Source organism: Segatella copri (genome assembly GCF_019249765.2).
GTDB classification, from domain to species: Bacteria; Bacteroidota; Bacteroidia; order Bacteroidales; family Bacteroidaceae; genus Prevotella; species Prevotella copri_K.
Genome location: NZ_CP152484.1, coordinates 2,342,261 through 2,362,713, shown reverse-complemented (window position 1 = coordinate 2,362,713; position 20,453 = coordinate 2,342,261). Strand labels below are relative to the sequence as shown.

The following is a 20,453-nucleotide window of genomic DNA, read 5'->3' as shown; positions in this document are numbered from 1 at the left end:
TCCTTTAAAACTTAATATTTGTTATACATTGAGGTTTATTCGCTTTTTCCAATAAAATGTTATACCTTTGTGGGCTCATAATAACTAACAAATAATATCAAAATGAATTTTTACAAGACATTAGGACTGAAAAACAGTCGTATTGACGTGGCTGATGCCTTGAGAGGATTGGCCGTAGCAGGTATTATTCTCTATCACTCTGTGGAGCATTTCAATATGTACGATGGAAGCATAGCGCATGCTTATACGCTGGGGTGTGATGATTGGATGGCAGATGTGCTGGCATTGCTGCTGTCGGGAAAGATGTATGGCATCTTTGCCCTTCTCTTCGGATTGAGCTTCTTTATTATGAATGATAACCAGCAGCAGCGGGGAAATTGTTTTTCTGGAAGATTCGCCTGGCGAATGTTCCTCCTGGCAATGCTCGGTATCGTGAACACCGCCTTTTTTGATGGCGATATCCTCTTCTCCTATGCAATCTATGGACTGGTTCTCATCCCATTGAGTTATCTTCCTACCAAATGGCTCTGGTGGGTGGTTGCCTTCCTCTTTATCCAACCGGTAGAAATCTACTCTCTCATTTCGGGATGGCAGGTGGATGCATCGGCATTGAGTGAGGTGTATGGAAATATGTATCATGGTCATCAGCACGGCACCTTCCTGGAGAATGCCTACAGTAACCTGCGATACGGACAGGTGGCTACCTATTACTGGTGCCTGATGAAGGGAAGACATACGCAGACTATCTGCCTCTTCATACTCGGAATGCTGGTGGGTAGAAAGCGTTGGTTCTACAATGAGAACAACAACCTGGCTTTGTGGAAGAAGGTGCTGGCGGTTTCCATCTTGGTATTGATTGTGGGTGGCATCGCTGATGTGCGCCACATGGAAACATGGAACAATTGGCTTTATCCTATCTACAACTTCTTCATCCTCTCGTTTGTAGTATCAGGATTCGTTTTGTTGTGGTACGGAAAGAAATGGTTCAGAAAGGGATTGTCGTTCCTGCGCCAGTTTGGCAAGATGAGTCTGACCAATTATTTCCTCCAGTCTATCATCGGTTGCGGACTGTTTGCCTATTATGGTTTCAATCTCCAGACAAAGCTTGGTATCACCTACGCCTTTTTTGTGGGTATTGCCATGGTGGTAGTACAATGCCTCTTCTCCAACCTCTGGCTCAAGTATCACTCCCATGGTCCTTTCGAGGGAATATGGAAGAAACTGACCTGGATTAAATTCTAAAACTTTAAGATTTTGAGATAAAAAAAGGTGTGTCATAAATCCATGATACACCTTTTTATTTTTTATTGATCCTTTCTGAATATCTTATCCACGACAATGGCGATGGCGCCAGACACGATTTCCTTGAATTCCTGGAAGATGTTCTTCATGGTGCGGCTTTTTTAAATCTGTCATGCTCACTATAAAACTTTCATGATGTTCGAAGGTGGGCGCTGCGCCATGAGTTCCTGCTTCATATAATCCATGTAGGGCGCTACATGCTGATAATAATGGTAATAACCCGGACAGAGATAGTTGAGACCGGAATCGCCATACTTATTAATGCGGCTTATCAGAAGGCAAAAGTAGTTACAGGCATATCCTTCTTTTACTAATAAATGTTATATTCCCACCATTCCTTTTCCAAATCATTTGTTTTCTCCCGAATTTACAGTACTTTTGCAGAAAGTATCTAATTAAAGATTAAAAGTGCGATTTAAAATAAGGTATAGATTATGCAATTCAAGAATATCATATTTGATTTAGGTAATGTTCTGGTAAAGCTCAATCCGGAAGGATGCATCGGGGCTTTCAAGGCGATAGGTATGGGAGAACTGGCTAATCCGAATCCCCAGAGTGAGGGGATGAAGCTGATGAGCAAACTGGGTGTGGGAATGATTACCACCGAAGCATTCTGCGATGCAGCCCGTGAGTTGACTGGAGCTGATGTGACGAATGAAGAGATCATCGATGCTGCCAACAAGATGCTGGTGGAGATTCCTGATGAGAAAAAGGAGCGACTCCTGCAGTTGAAGAAGGCTGGTTACCGCCTCTTCCTCTTGAGCAATACCATTGATATACATTGGGATTATTGCGTGGAGCATCTCTTCCCTTATCAGAACTATGGGGTAGAGGATTATTTTGAGTATTGTTTCCTCTCTCAGCGAATGCATTTGGCTAAGCCTGATGCCCGTATCTATGAAGAGGTAGTCAAGCAGGCGAACATCTATCCCGATGAAACTCTCTTCGTCGATGATCTGAAGGAAAACTGTGAGGCTGCCGAGAAGCTGGGCATCCATACCTTCCAGAACGTGAAGTTCGATGATTGGCTTTCACTTCGATTCTGACTTCTTATCATCTGACAGGAATCCCTATCTTGTTACACACATAATAAAGCGAGAAAAATGATATATATAAATTATTGCCACAAAAATAACATATCCGATAGCAAAATGTCATTTTCAAGGCTAAAAACAAGTGGTTGACCCATATCAAGAAAAACATATTGCAATGATATTTCTCGGCAAAAGATGCCGTTATTCAATAAAAAAGTGTTAACTTTGCACTCGTGTTTAAGGAATAACAAATAATAAATTTTAAAAAGGTTAATAATTATGATGACTATTTTTACAATGGCTTTCGCCGCAGTTATGTTTTCAGGTATGGTTCTTTGCATGGGCATGTTCTTGAAACACGTAGTAAACTCAATTCCAGAAATGACTAACATGAGCCATTCTGTTAGCTTGAGCAAGTAAGAATAGAACATACGATATACATAATATATATATGTGAATCACTTTAGAAATAGAGAGAGATTTATATAAAGATGAGGGGGCGTCATAAGTCTGTGACGCACCCTCTTTTATTTTTTATTTATCCTTTCTGAAGATCTTATCCACGACTATAGCAATGGCGCCATCGCCGGTTACATTGCAGGCGGTGCCGAAACTGTCCATCGCAATATAGAGGGCTATCATAAGTGCTTGCATATCAGCATTGAAACCTAAAACTGAGGCTAGCGGACCTAGCGCTGCCATGACGGCTCCTCCCGGAACTCCCGGAGCTGCTACCATGCAGATGGCGAGCACGAAGATGAAATTGAGAAAGAGGGGAAGATTGCACGGCATACCATTGATGAGACAGATGGTGAGCGCACAACAGGTAATCTTCATCATTGATCCCGAGAGATGGATGGTGGCACAGAGCGGAATGGTGAAGCCGGCAATGCCATCGGTGACGCCGTTTTTCAAGGTCTGCTTCAGAGTTACCGGAATGGTGGCTGCTGATGATGATGTGCCAAGTGCCGTGAAGTAGGCTGGCAACATGTTGAGCAACAGCTTAAAAGGATTCTTGTGGGACAATCCGCCTGCCAACAGATATTCGTAAAGTAAGATGACGATATGAAGTACGAGAATCACGAGGATAATCTGTGCGAAGACCAGCAGAATGTGGTAGGCTTCGCCGGAGAAAGTCATGCCCAGGAAGATGCCGAAGATATAAAGGGGCAGTAGGGGAATGATGACTTTGGCAATGACACCTGATACGATTTCCTTGAATTCCTGAAAAACGTTCTGCATGGTGCGGCTGCCTTTGTGGGCAATGCCCAGTCCGGCAATGAAGGAGAAAACGAGGGCACTCATCACATCTACCATGGCAGGTATCTTGATTTCGAAGAAGGGCTTGAGTTCTTCAGCCTTATCTACTGCCACATGGGCTGAGTTGGCTATCATGTGTGGAAAGAGTGCCGAACCTGTACCATAGGCAAGCAGACCCGCCAGGATGGTGTCGGCAAAGGCGATGCCCACAGTGGCAAGGAGGAGTTTTCCGGCTCCGTGACCGATGTCGGCAATGGCTGGTGTTACGAGACCGATGATGATGAGCGGTATCATAAAGCCCAGAAACTGGCTGAAGATGCCGTTGAAGGTGAGAAACGCTCTGACGGCCGCTTCATTGAAGAAATTGCCGAAGATTACACCCAACAGGATGGCAATGATGATTCTTGCCAAAAGTGGCATTTTGATTCTTTTCATATTCGTAAAATTGCTTTTTGCCTGCAAAGGTACGATATTTCTGACTTTTTTCCAAGTATTTTGCTGTTTTTTTAGAATCTGTCATGCTTACTGTACAACTTTCATGATGTTCGAAGGTGGGCGCTGCGACATGAGTTCCTGCTTCATGTAATCCATGTAGGGCGCTACATGCTGATAATAATGGTAATAACCCGGACAGAGATAGTTGAGACCGGAATCGCCATACTTATCTTTCATGAAGCGGTTCTTTGGGCATTCTCCATGACAGGCAAACTCCATGTCACACTCCTTGCACTGGCGGGGAAGAGAACTGTGTTTCAGACGGCTGAACTCCTGTTGCTGCTCACCATAAAGCATGTCGATGAGCGAATGGTCACGGATATTGCCCAACTTATACTCCGGAAAAACAAAGTGGTCGCAGGAATAAACATCGCCATTGTGCTCCATCACTCCCGCATGACCGCATTCCTTGGAATAAGCACAGATGCCGGGAGAAATACCCATCCAGTTTGCCAGTGTGCAGTCGAAAATCTCAACGAAGATTTTGCCCACATCCTTCCGAACCCATTCATCGAAAATTGCACAGAGAAAGTAGCCCCACTGCTCCGGCGCAACCGATGCCTCGCTCAGAGAAATCTCAACCTTGTCGGCAAGACTTGCCAGGGTACGGCCATCCTCATGTCGGGTCAGTCGCTCAACGATAGGTGTGAACTGCAGAAACTGACAGCCGTTTTCCTTGAAGAAGCGGTAGAACTCCAGCGGATGATTGGCATTATAGGCATTCACCACCGCCATCGCATTCCATTCTACCCCGTGTTTCTTCAGCAGTTTGATGCCTTGCATCACCTTCTTCCACGATGGTTTTCCCGCAGCCGTCAGCCGGTAATGGTCATGATCAGGCTGCGGACCATCGATAGAGATGCCTACCAGCCAATGGTTCTGGGCGAAAAACTCGCACCATTCATCGGTCAGCAACGTGCCGTTGGTCTGAATTACGTTGTCGATACGCCTGCCTCCAGCATACTTTTGCTGTAGGGATAAAGCCTTGCGGTAGAAGTCGATGGAGCGCAGCAGGGGCTCGCCACCATGCCAGGTGAAGAGCACCTGGTTCATGGTTTGCGCCTCAATATATTCTCGGGTAAACTGTTCCAGCATCTCATCGCTCATCAGATGTCGCTGAGCAGTGGGATAGAGTTTGTTCTTCTCCAGATAATAACAGTATTTGCATGCCAGGTTGCAATGGGCACCCGCAGGCTTCAGCATTACATACAGTGGCTTGGCAAAGGGATTTGCTATGTTGTCGTTCATCATTTTTTCTTGAATCTAGTTGTAATCTCTATCTCTCTGTAACCGGGAGAGAAAATCAGAACTTTGGCAGCGTAATTTCGAAATCCTTGCTGTCTCGATGCTCCTTTCTGATGGCAGCCAGGAGTTCGGTAAGAATCTTAGGATGTTCTGCCGCCACATTATGGTCTTCGTGGATATCGGAAGCCAGATTATAGAGCCGCGGCTCGCCTTTTACTACCACCAGTTTCCAGTCGCCCTTTCTCACGCCAATCTGGTCGGTTTCGTGAAATTCCCAGTACAGGTAATCGTGATGTTTCTGCTCTGTATCCTTGCCCAGAAGGGTAGGAGCGATAGAGATTCCGTCGAAACCATCTCCAGCCAACTTTCTGTTGGTATAGCGCTTGGCAAAGTTTCTGATGCCTGCTAAATCGCAGAAAGTAGGCAGCAGGTCGTAAAAGGCAAACTGGGTATCGTTCACCGCTCCTGCCTTGATATGCTCAGGCCACCAGGCGATAAATGGTATGCGGATGCCGCCTTCGTAGCACTGGCGCTTCAGACCTTTTAACTTACCGTCGCGACCGAAGAACTCTGGATCAGCACCACCTTCTTCATGCGGCCCGTTATCTGAAGTAAAGATGACAACGGTATTCCTGTCGAGTCCCTTCTCCTTCAGCTTGGCGAAGATTTCGCCCACATACTGGTCCAGTCGGGTAATCATTCCGGCAAACTGTGCATGGGTATGAACCGCAGCGTTGTATCTCGAATCTTCCCATCCGCCCCAGGTTTTATCGGTAAAGAACTGTTTCTGGTAATTCTCTAGAATAGAGTCTTCCGGCTGGGCTAGTTCGGCATGCGGCAGGGTATAGGTAAGAAATCCTACGAAAGGATGTTCCTTATCCTGTCTGTCAATCCATTCCAGTGCCTTGTCGTGGATGATGCGGGCAGAATACTGTTTGCGCTTGAAATAATCCTTGCCGAACATCGGATGCTGGATGTTCTGTTCCATTACCTCTCTTACCACCGCTGTATCTCCCATTGCACGACTGTAGCGGTTCAGGAAGTTAGGATAATAGAGATGAGCCTGAAACTGGCAGATATAGCCATAGAATTCGTCCACGCCACGCTTGTCGGGAGTAGAAGCCGAACCTTCATATCCGCCAGCCCATTTCCCGAATACGCCGGTTCTGTATCCTTTGTCCTTCATGATTTCTGGCAGAATCTTATGCTGCGGGTCGTAAGGTTCCTGTCCTACGACAGAATACTCCTCGTTGTTGCCATATTTTACCATTGGCACACCTCTCCAGTATTCCTTGTTTCCACGCACATGTGTATGTCCCGTATGCTGACCAGTCATGAGGGTAGCTCTCGACGGAGCCGAGACGGGAGAACCGGCATAAGCCTGGGTGAATCTCATTCCCTCCTGTGCCATCCGGTCTATATTAGGCGTGTGGATATAAGGTTGGCCGTAGCAAGCCAGATCGCCATATCCCATGTCGTCACACAGTATGAAGAGTATGTTGGGTGGGGTGTTTTGGGCGAAGAGAGATAGCGGCAAGGCTTGCAGGGCAGCCATCGCCAGCAAAGATCGGTTGAAAGGTTGATAATTATTAGCCATAATGTTTTGTATTAAGTTATATCTTGCAAAGGTACGCTGAATATTCGTAATTACCAAATATTTCGGGATATTTCTTAAGAGTATTTCTCTTATTCTTCATAAAGAAACAGTGCCCTTCCTGTTTAACAACAGAAAGGGCACACAACCTAGTCTATTCTCGTACATGATGTGTTGACATAACATAGAATAGTTGATTTCTTATGAATTGATTACTTAAAAAGTTTACCTCTTCAAGTTCGGGTTCTTCTCACCGTCGGTTGTTGGATATGGACAGTAAATTCTATCCTCAGACCAAGCACCCTTAACGGTAACGCTCTCCTTGGCAGTATATTCCTTGCCACCCTCTTTCGCAACAACGATAGGAGCATTGGCAACGCGATACTCGAAGTTCTTCTTGAGCTCGTCCATACGGAGCTCATCTGAACGGCGGGTAACCATAGATACCCAGTTACCTGCAACTTCCCATCCGTGTTCGATGTAGCAAGCCTCAGCAAGCTGGGCAGCGCTCATGTTGTCGATCTTTACGGTAGTTCCGTCGCCAAGTGTCACATTTTCAGCATCTGTTACGGCACGGCTGCGAACCAGCTTCAAGCATTTCTTAGCTTCTGTCAAGTCAGAGAGGCCTGCACGGGCTGCACTCTCAGCATACCAGAGGAGAACCTCTGAATAGCGGATGAGGTTATGACGGCGGTCATTAACCATACCCTTATAGTTGATTCCCATGTAATCGTATGGCTGTTTGAGCATATTACCCTTTTCGTCAGCATTGACAGTGAAGATAGTGAACATAGGGTGATAAGCATCTACGACAGGTTTGCCATTGTTGTCAAGTTCCCACCAGTAAACGGCCTTGCTGATCTTATCCTTTTTAACTTCCTTATCGCCGATTTTCTCAGTGATAGTCTCCTGGAATGTAACTTTAGGAGCATAAATAGCATTCTTGCGAGGTCCCTCTGGATATCTCTTCCAGAAAGCAATTTCGCCCCAGGCGTCACCCCAGCCACCATCGCCGAGACCTTCGAAGCGACAGCAGGAAGAAAGCTGTGAGTCATGATCCCACCAACCCTTGGCATCGTTGTTGATACCGAGCACGGTCTCCATGTTGTAATTGTTACCCATAGAGTAAACTTCCTTCCAGTCTGGGTTCAAGATGAAGCCATAAGTACCATTGTTGGTGATGACATCCTTAGCCAACTCAGCAGCGAGCTTATAGTATTCTGTTCCCTTATTGAGCGGATAACCTGCCATTGACATATAAACTGCTGCCAAGGTAGACTGTGCAGCCTGTTTGGTAGCCCAAACGTCAACTCCGAACAAGCGGGCAGGCTCCTTGTCATAACCTGTAGGAAGTTCGTTGATGGCATCCTTCAAGTCTTGAACGATCAATTCGTATACTTTCTCAATCTCAGATGGCTGAGCATCAAACTGTTCTATGTTGGTCTTAGTGATAATAGGCAATTTGCCGAATACACGTACCAGATAGTAGTACGAGTAAGCACGCCAGAAGTGAGCGTTTCCCAATGCGGTAGCAATCTTAGCCTTATCACCAGGGAATTTCTCAGAGCCCTCGATAATCAGATTGGCTGTCTTGATAACTGCATAATGCTGAGTCCAGGCTTCTGTAACACCCTTGTTGGCACCATCAGAATCAAATGCATCGAGCGCAGCACAAGCCTGCTTGTTGGAACCAGGGTTAGCTGTGATATCGTCTCCCTGCCACTGTGGATACATAGGGTTAGTCCAACTTTGTGTCTGATTCACTTTATCGTACAGCGTATTAACGCCTGCGGTGTAGTCGTCTTCGATGGTATAGAATGTTTCTGGATTCAACTGACCCTTTGGATCCTCATCCAGGAAATCGCCACATGATGTGAGTGACAAAAGGGAAGCTGCCATGAAGCAACCTGTATATAATAATTTCTTAGTTTTCATAATTCTTACAGTTTTTAGATTGTTGAATTTAGAAGGTTACACGAACACCCATTGTGATGGTACGAGGATTAGGATAAGCACCCATATCCAAACCATTATCACGGTCTACGTTGGCATCACTGAAAGAAGCACCTGCTGGGTCAATACCCTTATAACCTGTGATGGTGAAGAGGTTCTGAGCTGAGAGTGAAAGACGGATGTCTGCCAACTTGGTTACGCTGCGTGGGAATGTATAAGCTACGCTGATATTCTCACAACGGAAGTAGTCGGCATTCTCGAGCCACTTGTCTGAATTTCCATAGTTCTTGTTCTCTGCACCGATGGTAGGCATTGTTACACCTATATTACTGAAGTGATCCTTGTCTGTAACGAATCTTGATGCACCAACCTCTGCATTCATTGCGAAACGTACGATATTCAAACGTTTTGCACCGAAGGCTGCATTGCAGAACATGTTGAAGTCCCAGTTCTTATAGGTAATGGTGTTGTTCCAGCCTAATGTGACATCAGGATTTGAGCGACCCAATACGAAACGGTCTGTACCTGCATTTGGAGAAGCAGTCTTGGTTCCGTCTGCTGCATAATACATGTCTACATACTGTCCCTTGTCGTTCTTTTCTACTCCAGCCCACTTGAATCCGTAGAATGTACCGATAGCTTCACCTTCCTTGATGATAGTACATGGGTCAACAGTACCAGGAGCTGGCTTCTCACCATAAATGATAGGCTCATCGGCTGTCATCTTGGTTACCTTGTTCTTGATGTAGCTGGCATTCAAGGTAGATGACCATGACCAATCCTTGGTCTGGATAATCTGACCATTGATGGTTACGTCAACACCCTTGTTGTTTACCTCACCGGCATTTACCCAATATCTGGTTCCGCCCAGGTAGCCAGGAGCTGCCGTCTGCAAAAGAGCATCCTTGGTGGTCTTGTTGAAGTAGTCGAAACTGATGCTCAAACGGTTACCGAAGAAACCGAGGTCAACACCGAGGTCAAACTGGTGAACCTTCTCCCAGGTCAGGTCTGGTGTAGCAAAACTATTTGCCCAGTAACCTGTATAAGACTGGTTTGTTCCGTATGAGAAACCTGTTGATTCCAAAGTTCCAAGAGTAGAATAAGGAGCGATGTCCTGATTACCGATGATACCATAGCTGGCACGGATCTTCATGTAGTCTACTGCATTTCTGATAGGCTCCCAGAACTTTTCGTTAGAAACAGTCCAAGCACCTGCGATAGATGGGAAGTAACCCCACTTCTTGTTGGTGAAACGGCTGGAACCATCGGCACGGAATGTACCGGTCAGCATGTAGCGGTCGGCATAGTTGTACATGACGCGGGCAACGCCAGAGAGCATGGTCCACTTGCTGTAACCATTAGTCGGATTCTTGGAAGCTGCATCCTGGATATTCCAGTAACCTAACTGCTCGTGGGCAATACCGGTACCGGTCATTTGCATTTTGCGAACCTCGTTAGAAGAAACTTCCCATACACCGGTAGCTGTCAATGCGTGCTCGCCCCACTTGCCCATGTAAGTCAAATTGTTGGTAGACTGCAAAGCGGTTACTGTAGCATCGCCATTTGTCATGGAGTTACCTGAAACATTTACTCTGGTTGAAGTGAAGTTGTACCACTTATAATCATTATAGTCGATACCGTTGGTGGTAGTGAATGTCAAGCCTTTGAGAAGGTTGAACTTCAAGTCAATGTGACCTGTTACCATGGTACGCTTGCGGTCGTTGTCGCCATCATGGAGAATACCGTAAGGGTTGTTCTGAATATTGTTGTAAGGGTCCACATTGTAGTTGCCGTTAGGTGCCATCATTTCCATCGTTGGAGAGTAGTTCAAGCCAACCCAGATAGGGTTAGACTGGTTCTGCGCAAAACCTGCACCAGAGTTGTCGGTCTGAGCAAGGTTGATATCGGTGGTCATCTCTAACCAGTCGAAAATCTTATTGTGCATGTTAGCCTTGATGGCGTAACGTCTTGATTTTGTATCTGTGATAACACCCTTCTGGTCCATATAGTTGGCAGAGAAGTAGGTCTGAGTCTTCTCATTGCCCTGAGAAACTGCTACCTTATAGTTCTGGGTGATTCCAGTCTGGAGCAACTCGTCCATCCAGTCGATACCTGGCTTGGTTCCGTCAAGATAACCTTGCATGGCACTCTTGGCTACACCTTTGTAGTCAATCAAAGCCTGTGCATATTCTTTGGTTCCCATTACCTCAGGAATGTGGTAAGCGTTAGAGATACCGAAACTTGCATCGAATGTTACCTGGGTAGCACCGGCAGAACCGCTCTTGGTCTGTACCATAACTACACCATTGGCACCGCGGGCACCATAGATGGCGGTAGAAGATGCGTCCTTCAATACCTGGATGCTTTGGATATCTTCTGGGCTGATACCCTCAAGACCTGTCTCGCGAACGATACCGTCTACTACGTAGAGAGGGTCGTTGCTCTTGTTAACAGAACTTGTACCACGTACACGAATCTTCATGGCTCCACCAGGAACACCGCTTGACATTACCTGCACACCAGACATACGTCCGTTGAGGGCATCCTCAACACGTGCAACAGGCTGGTCCTTGAAATTCTTGCTGTCCAAAACTGCCACAGAACCTGCCAAGTCAGCCTTCTTTACAGTACCGTAACCGATGACTACGGTCTCTTCAAGCATGTTGGCATCATCCTGCAAAGTAATGTTGAGCGGACTACCGCTCCATGTGAGGGTCTGTGATTTGTAACCCACATAAGTGATGGTAAGTTTGGCACCCTTTTCGATGTTGCTGAGGGTGAAGTTACCATCCAGGTCAGTTACGGTTCCACCGATCTTACCTTCGATTCTGATGGTTGCGCCGATGATAGGTTCTCCGGTAGCGTCTTTAACAGTACCTGTACATGAGTTTTGCTGCTGGGTAGCTGTAGCAATGGTAGAATTGCTTTGAGCAGCCAATGCAGAAACAGTGCAAAGAGGTGACATTGCACCTAAAAGCGCTGCAAAATACAAATTTGCTCTTTTGTTCATAGGGCTATTATTTATTGTTAGTTATAAAATTTTTCGTACTTCTTTCTAGTTATTAGAATGCTGAAACAGAGTTTATACAAGGGCATCCCTTTGCATCGTCGATTACGATGCGGATGCCACTTGTTGTAATCTTATCGAAGCGAAGTATTCGCTTGTAGCCGATAGTGGTAGTCTCTTCCTTAGGGTCGAGCCTTACCCAGTTTTTGCCTTGTAGGTAATAGATTGAGAAGGCTTTTACGCGCTGCCCCAGAGGTATGTATTCCTGAAGCATGAGGCGTGTGATAGATTTTGGTTTTCCGAGTTGAAACTCGATATAGGCATCTTTTTTCTTTTTAGAAACCCAGAAGGTGTCATACTGGCCGTCTGTAATATTCTTGCCAATGTGCTTGCCTTGCTGGCTGTCTACTTTAGGTGTGATGCCTTTAAGTAGATTGACAGATAATTCTTGTCGGATTTTCTTGTGGAAGTTTACTGCATTTGCAGAGTCGATAGGGTGGATGAGTCCATCCTTGTCTACCGGGAAGTTGAGTAACATGGTAGCGTTGTGTCCTACACTCTTGTAGTAGAGATTGCACAGGTCTTCAACGGTTTTTACCTTACTGTCTTCTTTCTCATGGTAGAACCATCCCGGACGGATAGAGACATCGCATTCAGCTGGTGTCCACTGGTCGCCGTCTTCCCATCCAAACTGCAACTGTTTGTAGTCTTTGAAGCCTGGATAGACGGTGTTGGATGGTATTGTAGACCAGCAGGTCTCGCCTGCAAATCCATTTTCATTTCCTACCCATCGGCATCCCGGTCCGCCATCACCGAAAATAGTGGCATTGGGTTGTAAACTGTCAACAATTTCGAAAATTCTAGGAAAATTGTAGTAGTTCCTTCTGTCGATGGTTCTGCTTTCTTCGGCACCTCCGTACCAGCCGTCTCCTCCGTTGGCTCCGTCAAACCATACTTCGAAAAGTTCGCCGTAGTTGCTCAAAAGTTCCTTGAGCTGGCGCTGGTAGAGCTTCAGGTAGTAGGGAGAACCGTAGCTTGCCTGGTGTCTGTCCCAAGGCGAGAGGTAAACTCCGAATTTCAAACCGTATTTCTTGCATGCTAGGGAGAGTTCTCCTACCACATCACCTTCACCATTCTTATAAGGGGTGTTGCGGATGCAGTAATCTGTGGTGCGTGTAGGCCAGAGGCAGAAGCCGTCGTGATGTTTGGCAGTAATGATGACTCCTTTCATGCCCGCAGCAACCAGGGTTCTTGCCCATTGTTCGCAATCCAGTTTTTTAGGATTGAAGGTCTTTACATCCGAATTTCCGTATCCCCATTCCTTATCATTGAAGGTGTTGAGGCCGAAATGGATAAAAGCATAGGTTTCCAGTTTCTGCCATGCCACCTGCTTGGCGGTTGGCACAGGTTGGATGGGGTCTACCTGGCTGTAGTTGCGCTGGGCGGCAGCTGTTATGGCTGCCAGCCCCAGGCATAGTGCAACAAGAAGAGACTTCTTCATACTTAAAATAGGTTTTGTATTGGTTGTTTAAATTCCTTATTTGTCGATGTTCTCATTCAGAAGCCGGTATCTTGCCATCAGACAGGCTCCCGTGATTCCTGCAAGGCCTTTCAGACTTGAGGTAACGATTTTAGAATCCTCATTCATGATGTTGAGAGAGAATTTCTTGATACCCATCTTTACCGGTAGCGTGAGGTAGTCGCCTGTAACCGACATTTCTCCTCCGATGACCAGCATTTCTGGGTTGAAGATGTTGATGACTCCTGCCAGCTGCTTGCCAAGTTCATCTGCTATGCGCTGCAGTGTGGCAAGGCTCAGTACATCTTCCTTTTCTATGGCGTCCAGGATATCCTGGAGTGATAGGTCTTCATTCTTTTTCAGAACTCTTTCAGAGAGGATGGAAGTCTTTCCTTCCTTTATCTTCTCGACGAGCTTCCTTTTGAGTGCTCTGCCCGAAACCTCTGTTTCTATGCAACCTATCTTGCCGCAGTGGCAGATGATGTTGTTGTTGTAGGCAGTCATGTGACCGAATTCGCCAGAATATCCCGACTTTCCGTAATAGAGTTTGCCGTCGATGATGATTCCGATTCCGATGCCCCAGCATACGTTCACGAAGATGGCGTCTTTCAGGCCTTTGCACTGTCCCTTAATCAACTCAGCGAAAGCCATGCTCCGGGTATCGTTCTCGATACATACAGGTAGCTGTATGAGCTGGGTCAGCTTGTCGGTCAATGACTCTTTCAGGAAGGTGAACATGTTGTAGGCATTTCCCTGTACAGGATTCACGCGCTCAGCCACGTTCACGCAAACTTGAAGTATTTCTTCTCTTGAAACAGGAAGGCTTTCGATAAACTCATTGATGATTCTGCTTATCTCTTCCAGGTTTTCAGGAGAGTTCTCATATACGTAAGGCACTCTTGTTTTTTCGGTAATCAGATTGCCTGCGAAGTCGCTTGCTGCAAGTGCCAGGCAGTTCATCTCAGGATTGACACCGATGAAGTAGCCTGCTGTTGGAACGAGGTCGTAAACCATCGGGATGCGTCCCGAAGAATTGTCTTTCTTTCCAATCTCTCTGGCGAGTCCTTCTTTTATCAACTCGTTGAGGGCACTTGTTGTTGTCGGTAAGCTAACTCCGATAGCCTTCGACATCTCTGGGATGGTGGAGGCTCCGTGAGAGATAAACTGCTCCAGGAGCTTGCCCTGAACTGAGGGCTTTTTGTTTGTCTTTCTAAGATATTTTATTAAGTCAGCTTTCATAACTAATATTTTTTAGTTGCAAAGATAGGGCTTTTCTGTATAGGTGCAACATTTTTGCTGTTAATAAAACTTAAATAGCGAAAAATAGTATACTTTTCGTCGTTTTCGAACATCCTGTTTTCTCCTATACCTTATTATATATAGAGAGGTTGGATGCGTAAGTGTACAAAAGGGGGTTACACTTAATCGGTGTCAGATGCGAACAAAGTACAGGTATTTCAGCCGTAAGGAGACTTAAAGTATAAAAAATGTTTCTGTTTTAGAAATATTAACGCTATTTTCATTGCAGTGTTTGATAAAACTCGTAACTTTGCAAAATAAAATATTTTAGTAACGAACTGAGCGTTAATAAAGAATTTAATAAATAGAAGTTTGTATCGCTCATCGTTATTTTTCGATTTTAACCTATTAATTAAAAGAAGTATGGAATACGATGTAAAGTCTTTAGTGATTGGCTTGGATTTGGGTGGAACCAATTCCGTTTTCGGCATCGTTGATGGGGACGGAGAAATAATAGCTACAACCTCAATCAAGACCCAGACATTCCAACGCGTGGAACAATACGTAGAGGAGTCGGTAAAAGCTGTGGTGCAGATAGTAGAACAGGTAGGTGGTATGGAGAAAATTAGTGCCATGGGCATCGGTGCGCCTTGTGGTAACTATTACAAGGGAACCATTGAAAATGCAGCAAACCTGGTATGGGCAAAGGGTATTGTACCGCTGGCTGACATGTTTGCAGAGAAACTGGGCATTCCGGTTGCTATTACCAATGATGCAAATGCGGCTGCTATGGGAGAAATGAAATATGGTGCTGCGGTTGGCATGAAAAACTTCGTAGAACTCACTCTCGGAACAGGCGTAGGATCGGGTATCGTGGCTAACGGGCAGCTGATTTATGGTTGCGACGGTTTCGCCGGTGAGTTGGGACACATGGTGGTGGATCCTGACGGAAGACCATGCGGCTGTGGCAGAAAGGGCTGTCTGGAGACCTACTGCTCGGCTACAGGCGTGGTCCGTACTACCTTGGCCATGCTCGAAGCATCAACCGTGGCAACTGAGCTGAGAAATATTCCAAGGGAAGAAATTACATCTTATGCAGTTTATAAGGCAGCCATGGCAGGAGATACACTGGCACAGGAAGTGTTCAGACAAACCGGTACAAGAATCGGCAAGGCCTGTGCAGAGATAGCTACCTTTCTGAGCCCGGAGGCTTTTATCTTCTTCGGAGGATTGGCACAGGCTGGCGATCTGCTCTTCCGTCCTATCGAAGAAGCATATAACGAACATGTGCTCTCATTATATAAAGGTAAGGCTAAGTTCCTGATGAGCGGACTGGATGGTGCCAAGGCTGCCATCCTGGGTGCTGCAGCAATGGCATCTGAACTCTAATCCGTCATTTTAAAAAAGAAAATATAACATAACCTATTTAAATATAGATAAAGATATGAGACTCAATCTTAGTTCACAAATCGTACTCAATAAAGTACCTGTGGAGTTCTACAGGCCAAAGACGACTGTAGAATATTCTGAAATCTCCAGAATGGAGAAGATTCATACAGACATCTTTGCCTCTATGACAGAAGGTGCCAGTCATGTAGCTGATAAAATAGAAGCTGGCATCAAGGCAGCACAGCAGGAAGGCAAATTCTATGTGATGGCGCTGGGCGCCGGTTCTTCTCTCTATTCTGTATACGATGAACTCGTTCGCCGTTACAACGAGAAGACCCTGAGCTTCCGCAATGTTGTTGTATTCAATGCATACGAATATTATCCGCTCCAGAAGGACAGTTCTCTCCGTACCATCAACCAGTTGAAGGAGCGTTTCCTTGATCATGTGGATGTGGCTGAGCAGAACATCTTTACACTGGATGGTTTTGTGGCACAGGATGCCGTACAGGACAGTTGTCGTCTTTATGAGCAGCGTCTCAAGACCTTTGGCGGTCTCGATGTAGCCCTTATAGGTATAGGCCGTTCGGGTAATATTGCTGCCAATGAGCCAGGTTCGGGCATCCAGTCGATGACCCGTATTATCCTCATCGGCAATACTTCTCGCGAAGAGATGGAGAACAGCGAGCAGACCAAGGAAACCATTCCTCCATGTTCGCTCACCATGGGTATCGCTACCTTACTCTCTGCCAAGAGCATCTATCTGACAGCCTGGGGCGAAGAGAAGGCTGAGATTATGCAGAAGGTGGTGGAGAACTCTATCACAGATACCCTACCGGCATCATTCCTCCAGACTCATCCGAATGCACATGTTGTCATCGACCTGGGTGCTGCTCATCATCTGACACGTATTGAGCATCCATGGCTCGTAACTTCATGCCAGTGGAGTGATAAACTGGTGCGTTCGGCACTGGTATGGCTCTGCCAGAAACTCGGTAAGCCTATCCTGAAGTTGACCAATAAGGATTATAATGAGAACGGACTGAGTGAACTTCTGGCTCTCTATGGCTCAGCCTATAATGCCAATATCAAGATTTTCAATGATTTGCAGCATACCATTACCGGATGGCCAGGTGGTAAGCCGAATGCCGATGATACCTATCGCCCGGAGCGTGCAACACCATTCCCTAAGAAGGTTATCGTATTCTCTCCACACCCAGACGATGATGTTATCTCTATGGGAGGAACCATCCGTCGACTGGTACAGCAGAACCACGATGTGCATGTAGCTTACGAAACATCAGGAAACATTGCTGTGGGTGATGAGGAAGTAACAAGATTCATGCACTTTATCAATGGTTTCAACCAACTCTTTGCTGACTCAAAGGATAGTATCATCTCTAATAAATATAAGGAAATCAAGACCTTTTTTGCCAAGAAGAAGGAGAGTGATTTCGATACAAGAGATATCCTGACCATCAAGGGACTGATTCGCCGTGGTGAGGCTCGTATCGCTTGTACCTATAATGATATTCCGCTTGACCATGTCCACTTCCTCGACCTGCCATTCTATGAGAGCGGCAAGATAGAAAAGTTACCAATGACCGAGAAGGATGTAGAGATAGTGAGAGCTCTGTTGCAGAAGGTGCAGCCACATCAGATTTATGTTGCCGGCGACCTTGCTGATCCTCACGGAACCCACAAGAAGTGTACTGATGCCGTTCTGGCAGCTATCGACGAAGAGAAGAAAGCGGGTGCAGAATGGTTGAAGGACTGTCGCATCTGGATGTATCGTGGTGCCTGGGCAGAATGGGAGATTGAGAATATCGAAATGTGTGTTCCATTGAGCCCTGAGGAGTTGCGGGCAAAGCGTAACTCTATTCTCAAGCATCAGTCGCAGATGGAGAGTGCTCCTTTCTTGGGTAATGATGAGCGCCTGTTCTGGCAGAGAGCCGAGGACCGTAACCGTGCTACTGCATCGCTCTACGACCAGTTGGGTCTGGCATGCTATGAGGCCATGGAGGCTTTCGTGGAGTACAAACCATTGTAATACCTTATTAATATATTTAATGTTATGGCAAAGTTCAATCGTTTATTAGGCTCGTTTGTAGCCTGTGCAGCGATGCTGGGTGGTATCTCTACTCCGGCATCTGCTGCCGATATTAATATTATCCCGATACCGGTGAAGACTCAGGTACAGAAAGGGGAGTTCGTATTGCCACAGAAGGTGGTAATCGCTTACCAGACGGCTGAAGGCAGAAATATCGCCCAGTACATGGCAGACAAACTGAAGGCTTCTACAGGTTATGAGGTAACGGTAGGTGGAAAGAAGGGGAATATCTCTATACAGATTTTTCCTACGCTGAAAATTGCCGAGGAAGGTTATCGCCTTACCGTAACCGCCAAGAGGGTTGTTATCAAGGCGAAGACCGCCAAGGGCGCCTTCTACGGTATGCAGAGTTTCATGCAGTTACTCCCTGCCCAGATAGAGAGCGCAACCCGGGTGGATGGGGTGAAATGGGTAGCACAATGCTGTGATATCCAGGATGCTCCACGCTTCGGCTACCGTGGATTCCATCTCGATCCATGCCGCCATTTCATTTCTGTCGAGAATGTGAAGAAGCAACTGGACCTGATGTCTATGTTCAAGGTGAACACCATGCACTTCCATCTGACGGAAGACCAGGGCTGGCGTATCGAAATCAAGAAATATCCTAAACTTACTTCTGTGGGCAGTATCCGTACCGAGGGCGATGGCTCTCTTTATGGCGGTTTCTATACCCAGGAGCAGATTAAGGAAATAGTGGATTATGCTGCCAAGCGCTATATTACCGTGATTCCGGAAATCGACCTTCCTGGTCACATGATGGCAGCTATCTCTGCTTATCCTTATCTTTCATGCAAAGGTGAGCAGTGGTCGTTGAGAACTGTTTGGGGTGTAGAGGATATCGTGATGTGTCCGGGCAAGGAAGATATGTTCCGCTTCCTGGATGACATCTTTAGTGAGATTGTTCCTCTCTTCCCAGGTAAGTACTTCCATATCGGTGGCGACGAGTGTCCGAAAACCAGTTGGAAAAACTGCCCTGCTTGTCAGAAACGTATTCAGACTGAGGGCTTGCAGGCAGAAGGAAAGCATTCGGCAGAGGAAAGACTGCAGAGCTACGTTATCAAACGCATAGAGAAAATGCTGGAGAAACGTGGCAGAAAGATTATCGGATGGGACGAGATTCTGGAAGGCGGATTGAGTGAGAATGCTACCGTGATGTCATGGCGTGGAACGGAAGGAGGTATCGAGGCTGCCATGCAGAAGCATGATGTCATCATGACGCCGGGCAGCGACGGTATGTATCTCGACTGGTATCAGGGTGACAGCAAGGTGGAGCCTGTAACCATTCCTAGTCCTCCTAGATATCTGGCTTCTACCTATAATTATAATCCGGTACCTGATACCATCAAGGCGTTGGGACTGGCTCATCATATCCTGGGCGTTCAGTGTAACAACTGGTCGGAATATATGTATTCCAATGCCAAGATGGAGTATATGATGTATCCTCGTGCCATTGCTCTCTCTGAAATTGCATGGTCGCCAGTGAGCAGGAAAAACTTCAAGGATTTCTGCCGCCGACTGGATGCAAACTGTGTTCGTCTGGACGAGCGCCATATCCGTTATCATATCCCATTGCCTGAGCAGCCTTTCGGTTCTTGTGATAAGGTAGTCATTACTGGGGATACTGCGGTAACCTTTACCACCTCGCGTCCTATGAAGATGGTTTATACATTGGATGGAAGTACACCAACTCCTTCTTCTTCGGCTTATGCAGAGCCTATCAGGGTGAGTGGAAATGCCATCATCAAGATAGCTACCGTATTGCCTTCAGGCAAGATGAGCCGTATCAGAACCATTGATGTTGAGAAGCAGACTTATGCTCCTGCTGTTAAGGTGGAGGGCGCAAAACCTGGTTTACAGATGAAGCGCATTAAGGGCAACTATCTGAAGGTTGACCAGCTGGAATGGGCTGATGCTGCCTGGGAGTGTGCAAACATCGAGGGCTTGGAGCAGATGAAGATTCAGCAGAAGGATGATGCTGCTACCTTGCGCGGTGCCAATAATTATGCTGCCATCGCTGAGGGCTACATCAATATTCCAGAGGATGGTGTCTATTATCTCTCTTCCCGCCTGGAGCAGGTTTGGATTGATAACAAACTCATGATCAGCAATGAGGGGGATGTGAAGGCTGGTACCAATCATGATACTTCTGTAGCATTGGCTAAGGGATTGCATCCTTTCAAGGTGGTTTTCCTCAGCAATATCGTTGGCGGCTGGCCTTCATGGTGGAGCAGTCTCGGCATTGAAATGCGCAAGGACAGCGAACAGAAGTTTACACCAGTAGATAACTCTATGTTTTTCAGAAAATAATA

11 protein-coding genes and 1 pseudogene are annotated in these 20,453 nt (G+C 46.3%); 5 read left to right on the top strand and 7 right to left on the bottom strand.

What is annotated here, in order from left to right:
- Positions 1-102: 102 nt before the first annotated feature.
- Both KUA46_RS10275 and KUA46_RS10270 read left to right on the top strand, forming a co-directional pair.
- Positions 103-1,242 carry a DUF418 domain-containing protein gene (locus KUA46_RS10275; protein WP_153091394.1) on the top strand — a complete coding sequence of 380 codons (1,140 nt, stop codon included), beginning with the start codon at positions 103-105 and terminating at the stop codon, positions 1,240-1,242.
- Between the two features lie 494 nt (positions 1,243-1,736).
- Positions 1,737-2,348 (top strand): HAD family hydrolase, encoded by a 612-nt coding sequence (locus tag KUA46_RS10270; RefSeq protein ID WP_256625098.1) that lies wholly within the window; start codon positions 1,737-1,739, stop codon positions 2,346-2,348.
- A gap of 522 nt (positions 2,349-2,870) precedes the next feature.
- On the opposite strand, the gene KUA46_RS10265 is transcribed toward KUA46_RS10270, so the two are convergent.
- From KUA46_RS10265 to KUA46_RS10235, 7 genes and pseudogenes are all read right to left on the bottom strand, one after another.
- On the bottom strand, positions 2,871-4,031 hold the full coding sequence (locus KUA46_RS10265) for a dicarboxylate/amino acid:cation symporter (RefSeq protein ID WP_118080185.1): 1,161 nt from the start codon (positions 4,029-4,031) through the stop codon (positions 2,871-2,873).
- Positions 4,032-4,118: 87 nt separating this feature from the next.
- Entirely contained in the window at positions 4,119-5,339 is a 1,221-nt protein-coding gene (locus tag KUA46_RS10260; RefSeq protein WP_218487832.1) for an anaerobic sulfatase-maturation protein, read from the bottom strand.
- A 55-nt stretch (positions 5,340-5,394) separates the two neighbouring features.
- A complete protein-coding gene (locus KUA46_RS10255; protein WP_218487821.1) occupies positions 5,395-6,933 on the bottom strand; it encodes an arylsulfatase in 1,539 nt (512 codons plus the stop codon).
- A gap of 222 nt (positions 6,934-7,155) precedes the next feature.
- Positions 7,156-8,865 carry a RagB/SusD family nutrient uptake outer membrane protein gene (locus tag KUA46_RS10250; protein WP_153091386.1) on the bottom strand — a complete coding sequence of 570 codons (1,710 nt, stop codon included), beginning with the start codon at positions 8,863-8,865 and terminating at the stop codon, positions 7,156-7,158.
- Positions 8,866-8,893: 28 nt separating this feature from the next.
- Positions 8,894-11,893: a SusC/RagA family TonB-linked outer membrane protein gene (locus KUA46_RS10245; protein ID WP_218487822.1), complete on the bottom strand. Its 3,000-nt coding sequence runs from the start codon at positions 11,891-11,893 to the stop codon at positions 8,894-8,896.
- A 55-nt stretch (positions 11,894-11,948) separates the two neighbouring features.
- Positions 11,949-13,391, bottom strand: a pseudogene (locus tag KUA46_RS10240) (alpha-L-fucosidase); the annotation flags it as partial.
- A 36-nt stretch (positions 13,392-13,427) separates the two neighbouring features.
- Entirely contained in the window at positions 13,428-14,648 is a 1,221-nt protein-coding gene (locus KUA46_RS10235) for an ROK family protein (RefSeq protein ID WP_218487824.1), read from the bottom strand.
- A gap of 423 nt (positions 14,649-15,071) precedes the next feature.
- Between KUA46_RS10235 and KUA46_RS10230 the strand changes: the two genes are divergently transcribed.
- Genes KUA46_RS10230 through KUA46_RS10220 form a run of 3 tightly spaced genes read left to right on the top strand, consistent with a single transcriptional unit; the run spans position 15,072 to position 20,451 of the window.
- Positions 15,072-16,037 carry an ROK family protein gene (locus tag KUA46_RS10230; RefSeq protein ID WP_218487825.1) on the top strand — a complete coding sequence of 322 codons (966 nt, stop codon included), beginning with the start codon at positions 15,072-15,074 and terminating at the stop codon, positions 16,035-16,037.
- Between the two features lie 55 nt (positions 16,038-16,092).
- A complete protein-coding gene (locus KUA46_RS10225) occupies positions 16,093-18,084 on the top strand; it encodes a glucosamine-6-phosphate deaminase (RefSeq protein ID WP_218487826.1) in 1,992 nt (663 codons plus the stop codon).
- 24 nt (positions 18,085-18,108) lie between these two features.
- Complete coding sequence (locus KUA46_RS10220) at positions 18,109-20,451, top strand: family 20 glycosylhydrolase (protein WP_218487827.1); 2,343 nt, start codon at positions 18,109-18,111, stop codon at positions 20,449-20,451.
- Positions 20,452-20,453: the final 2 nt, after the last annotated feature.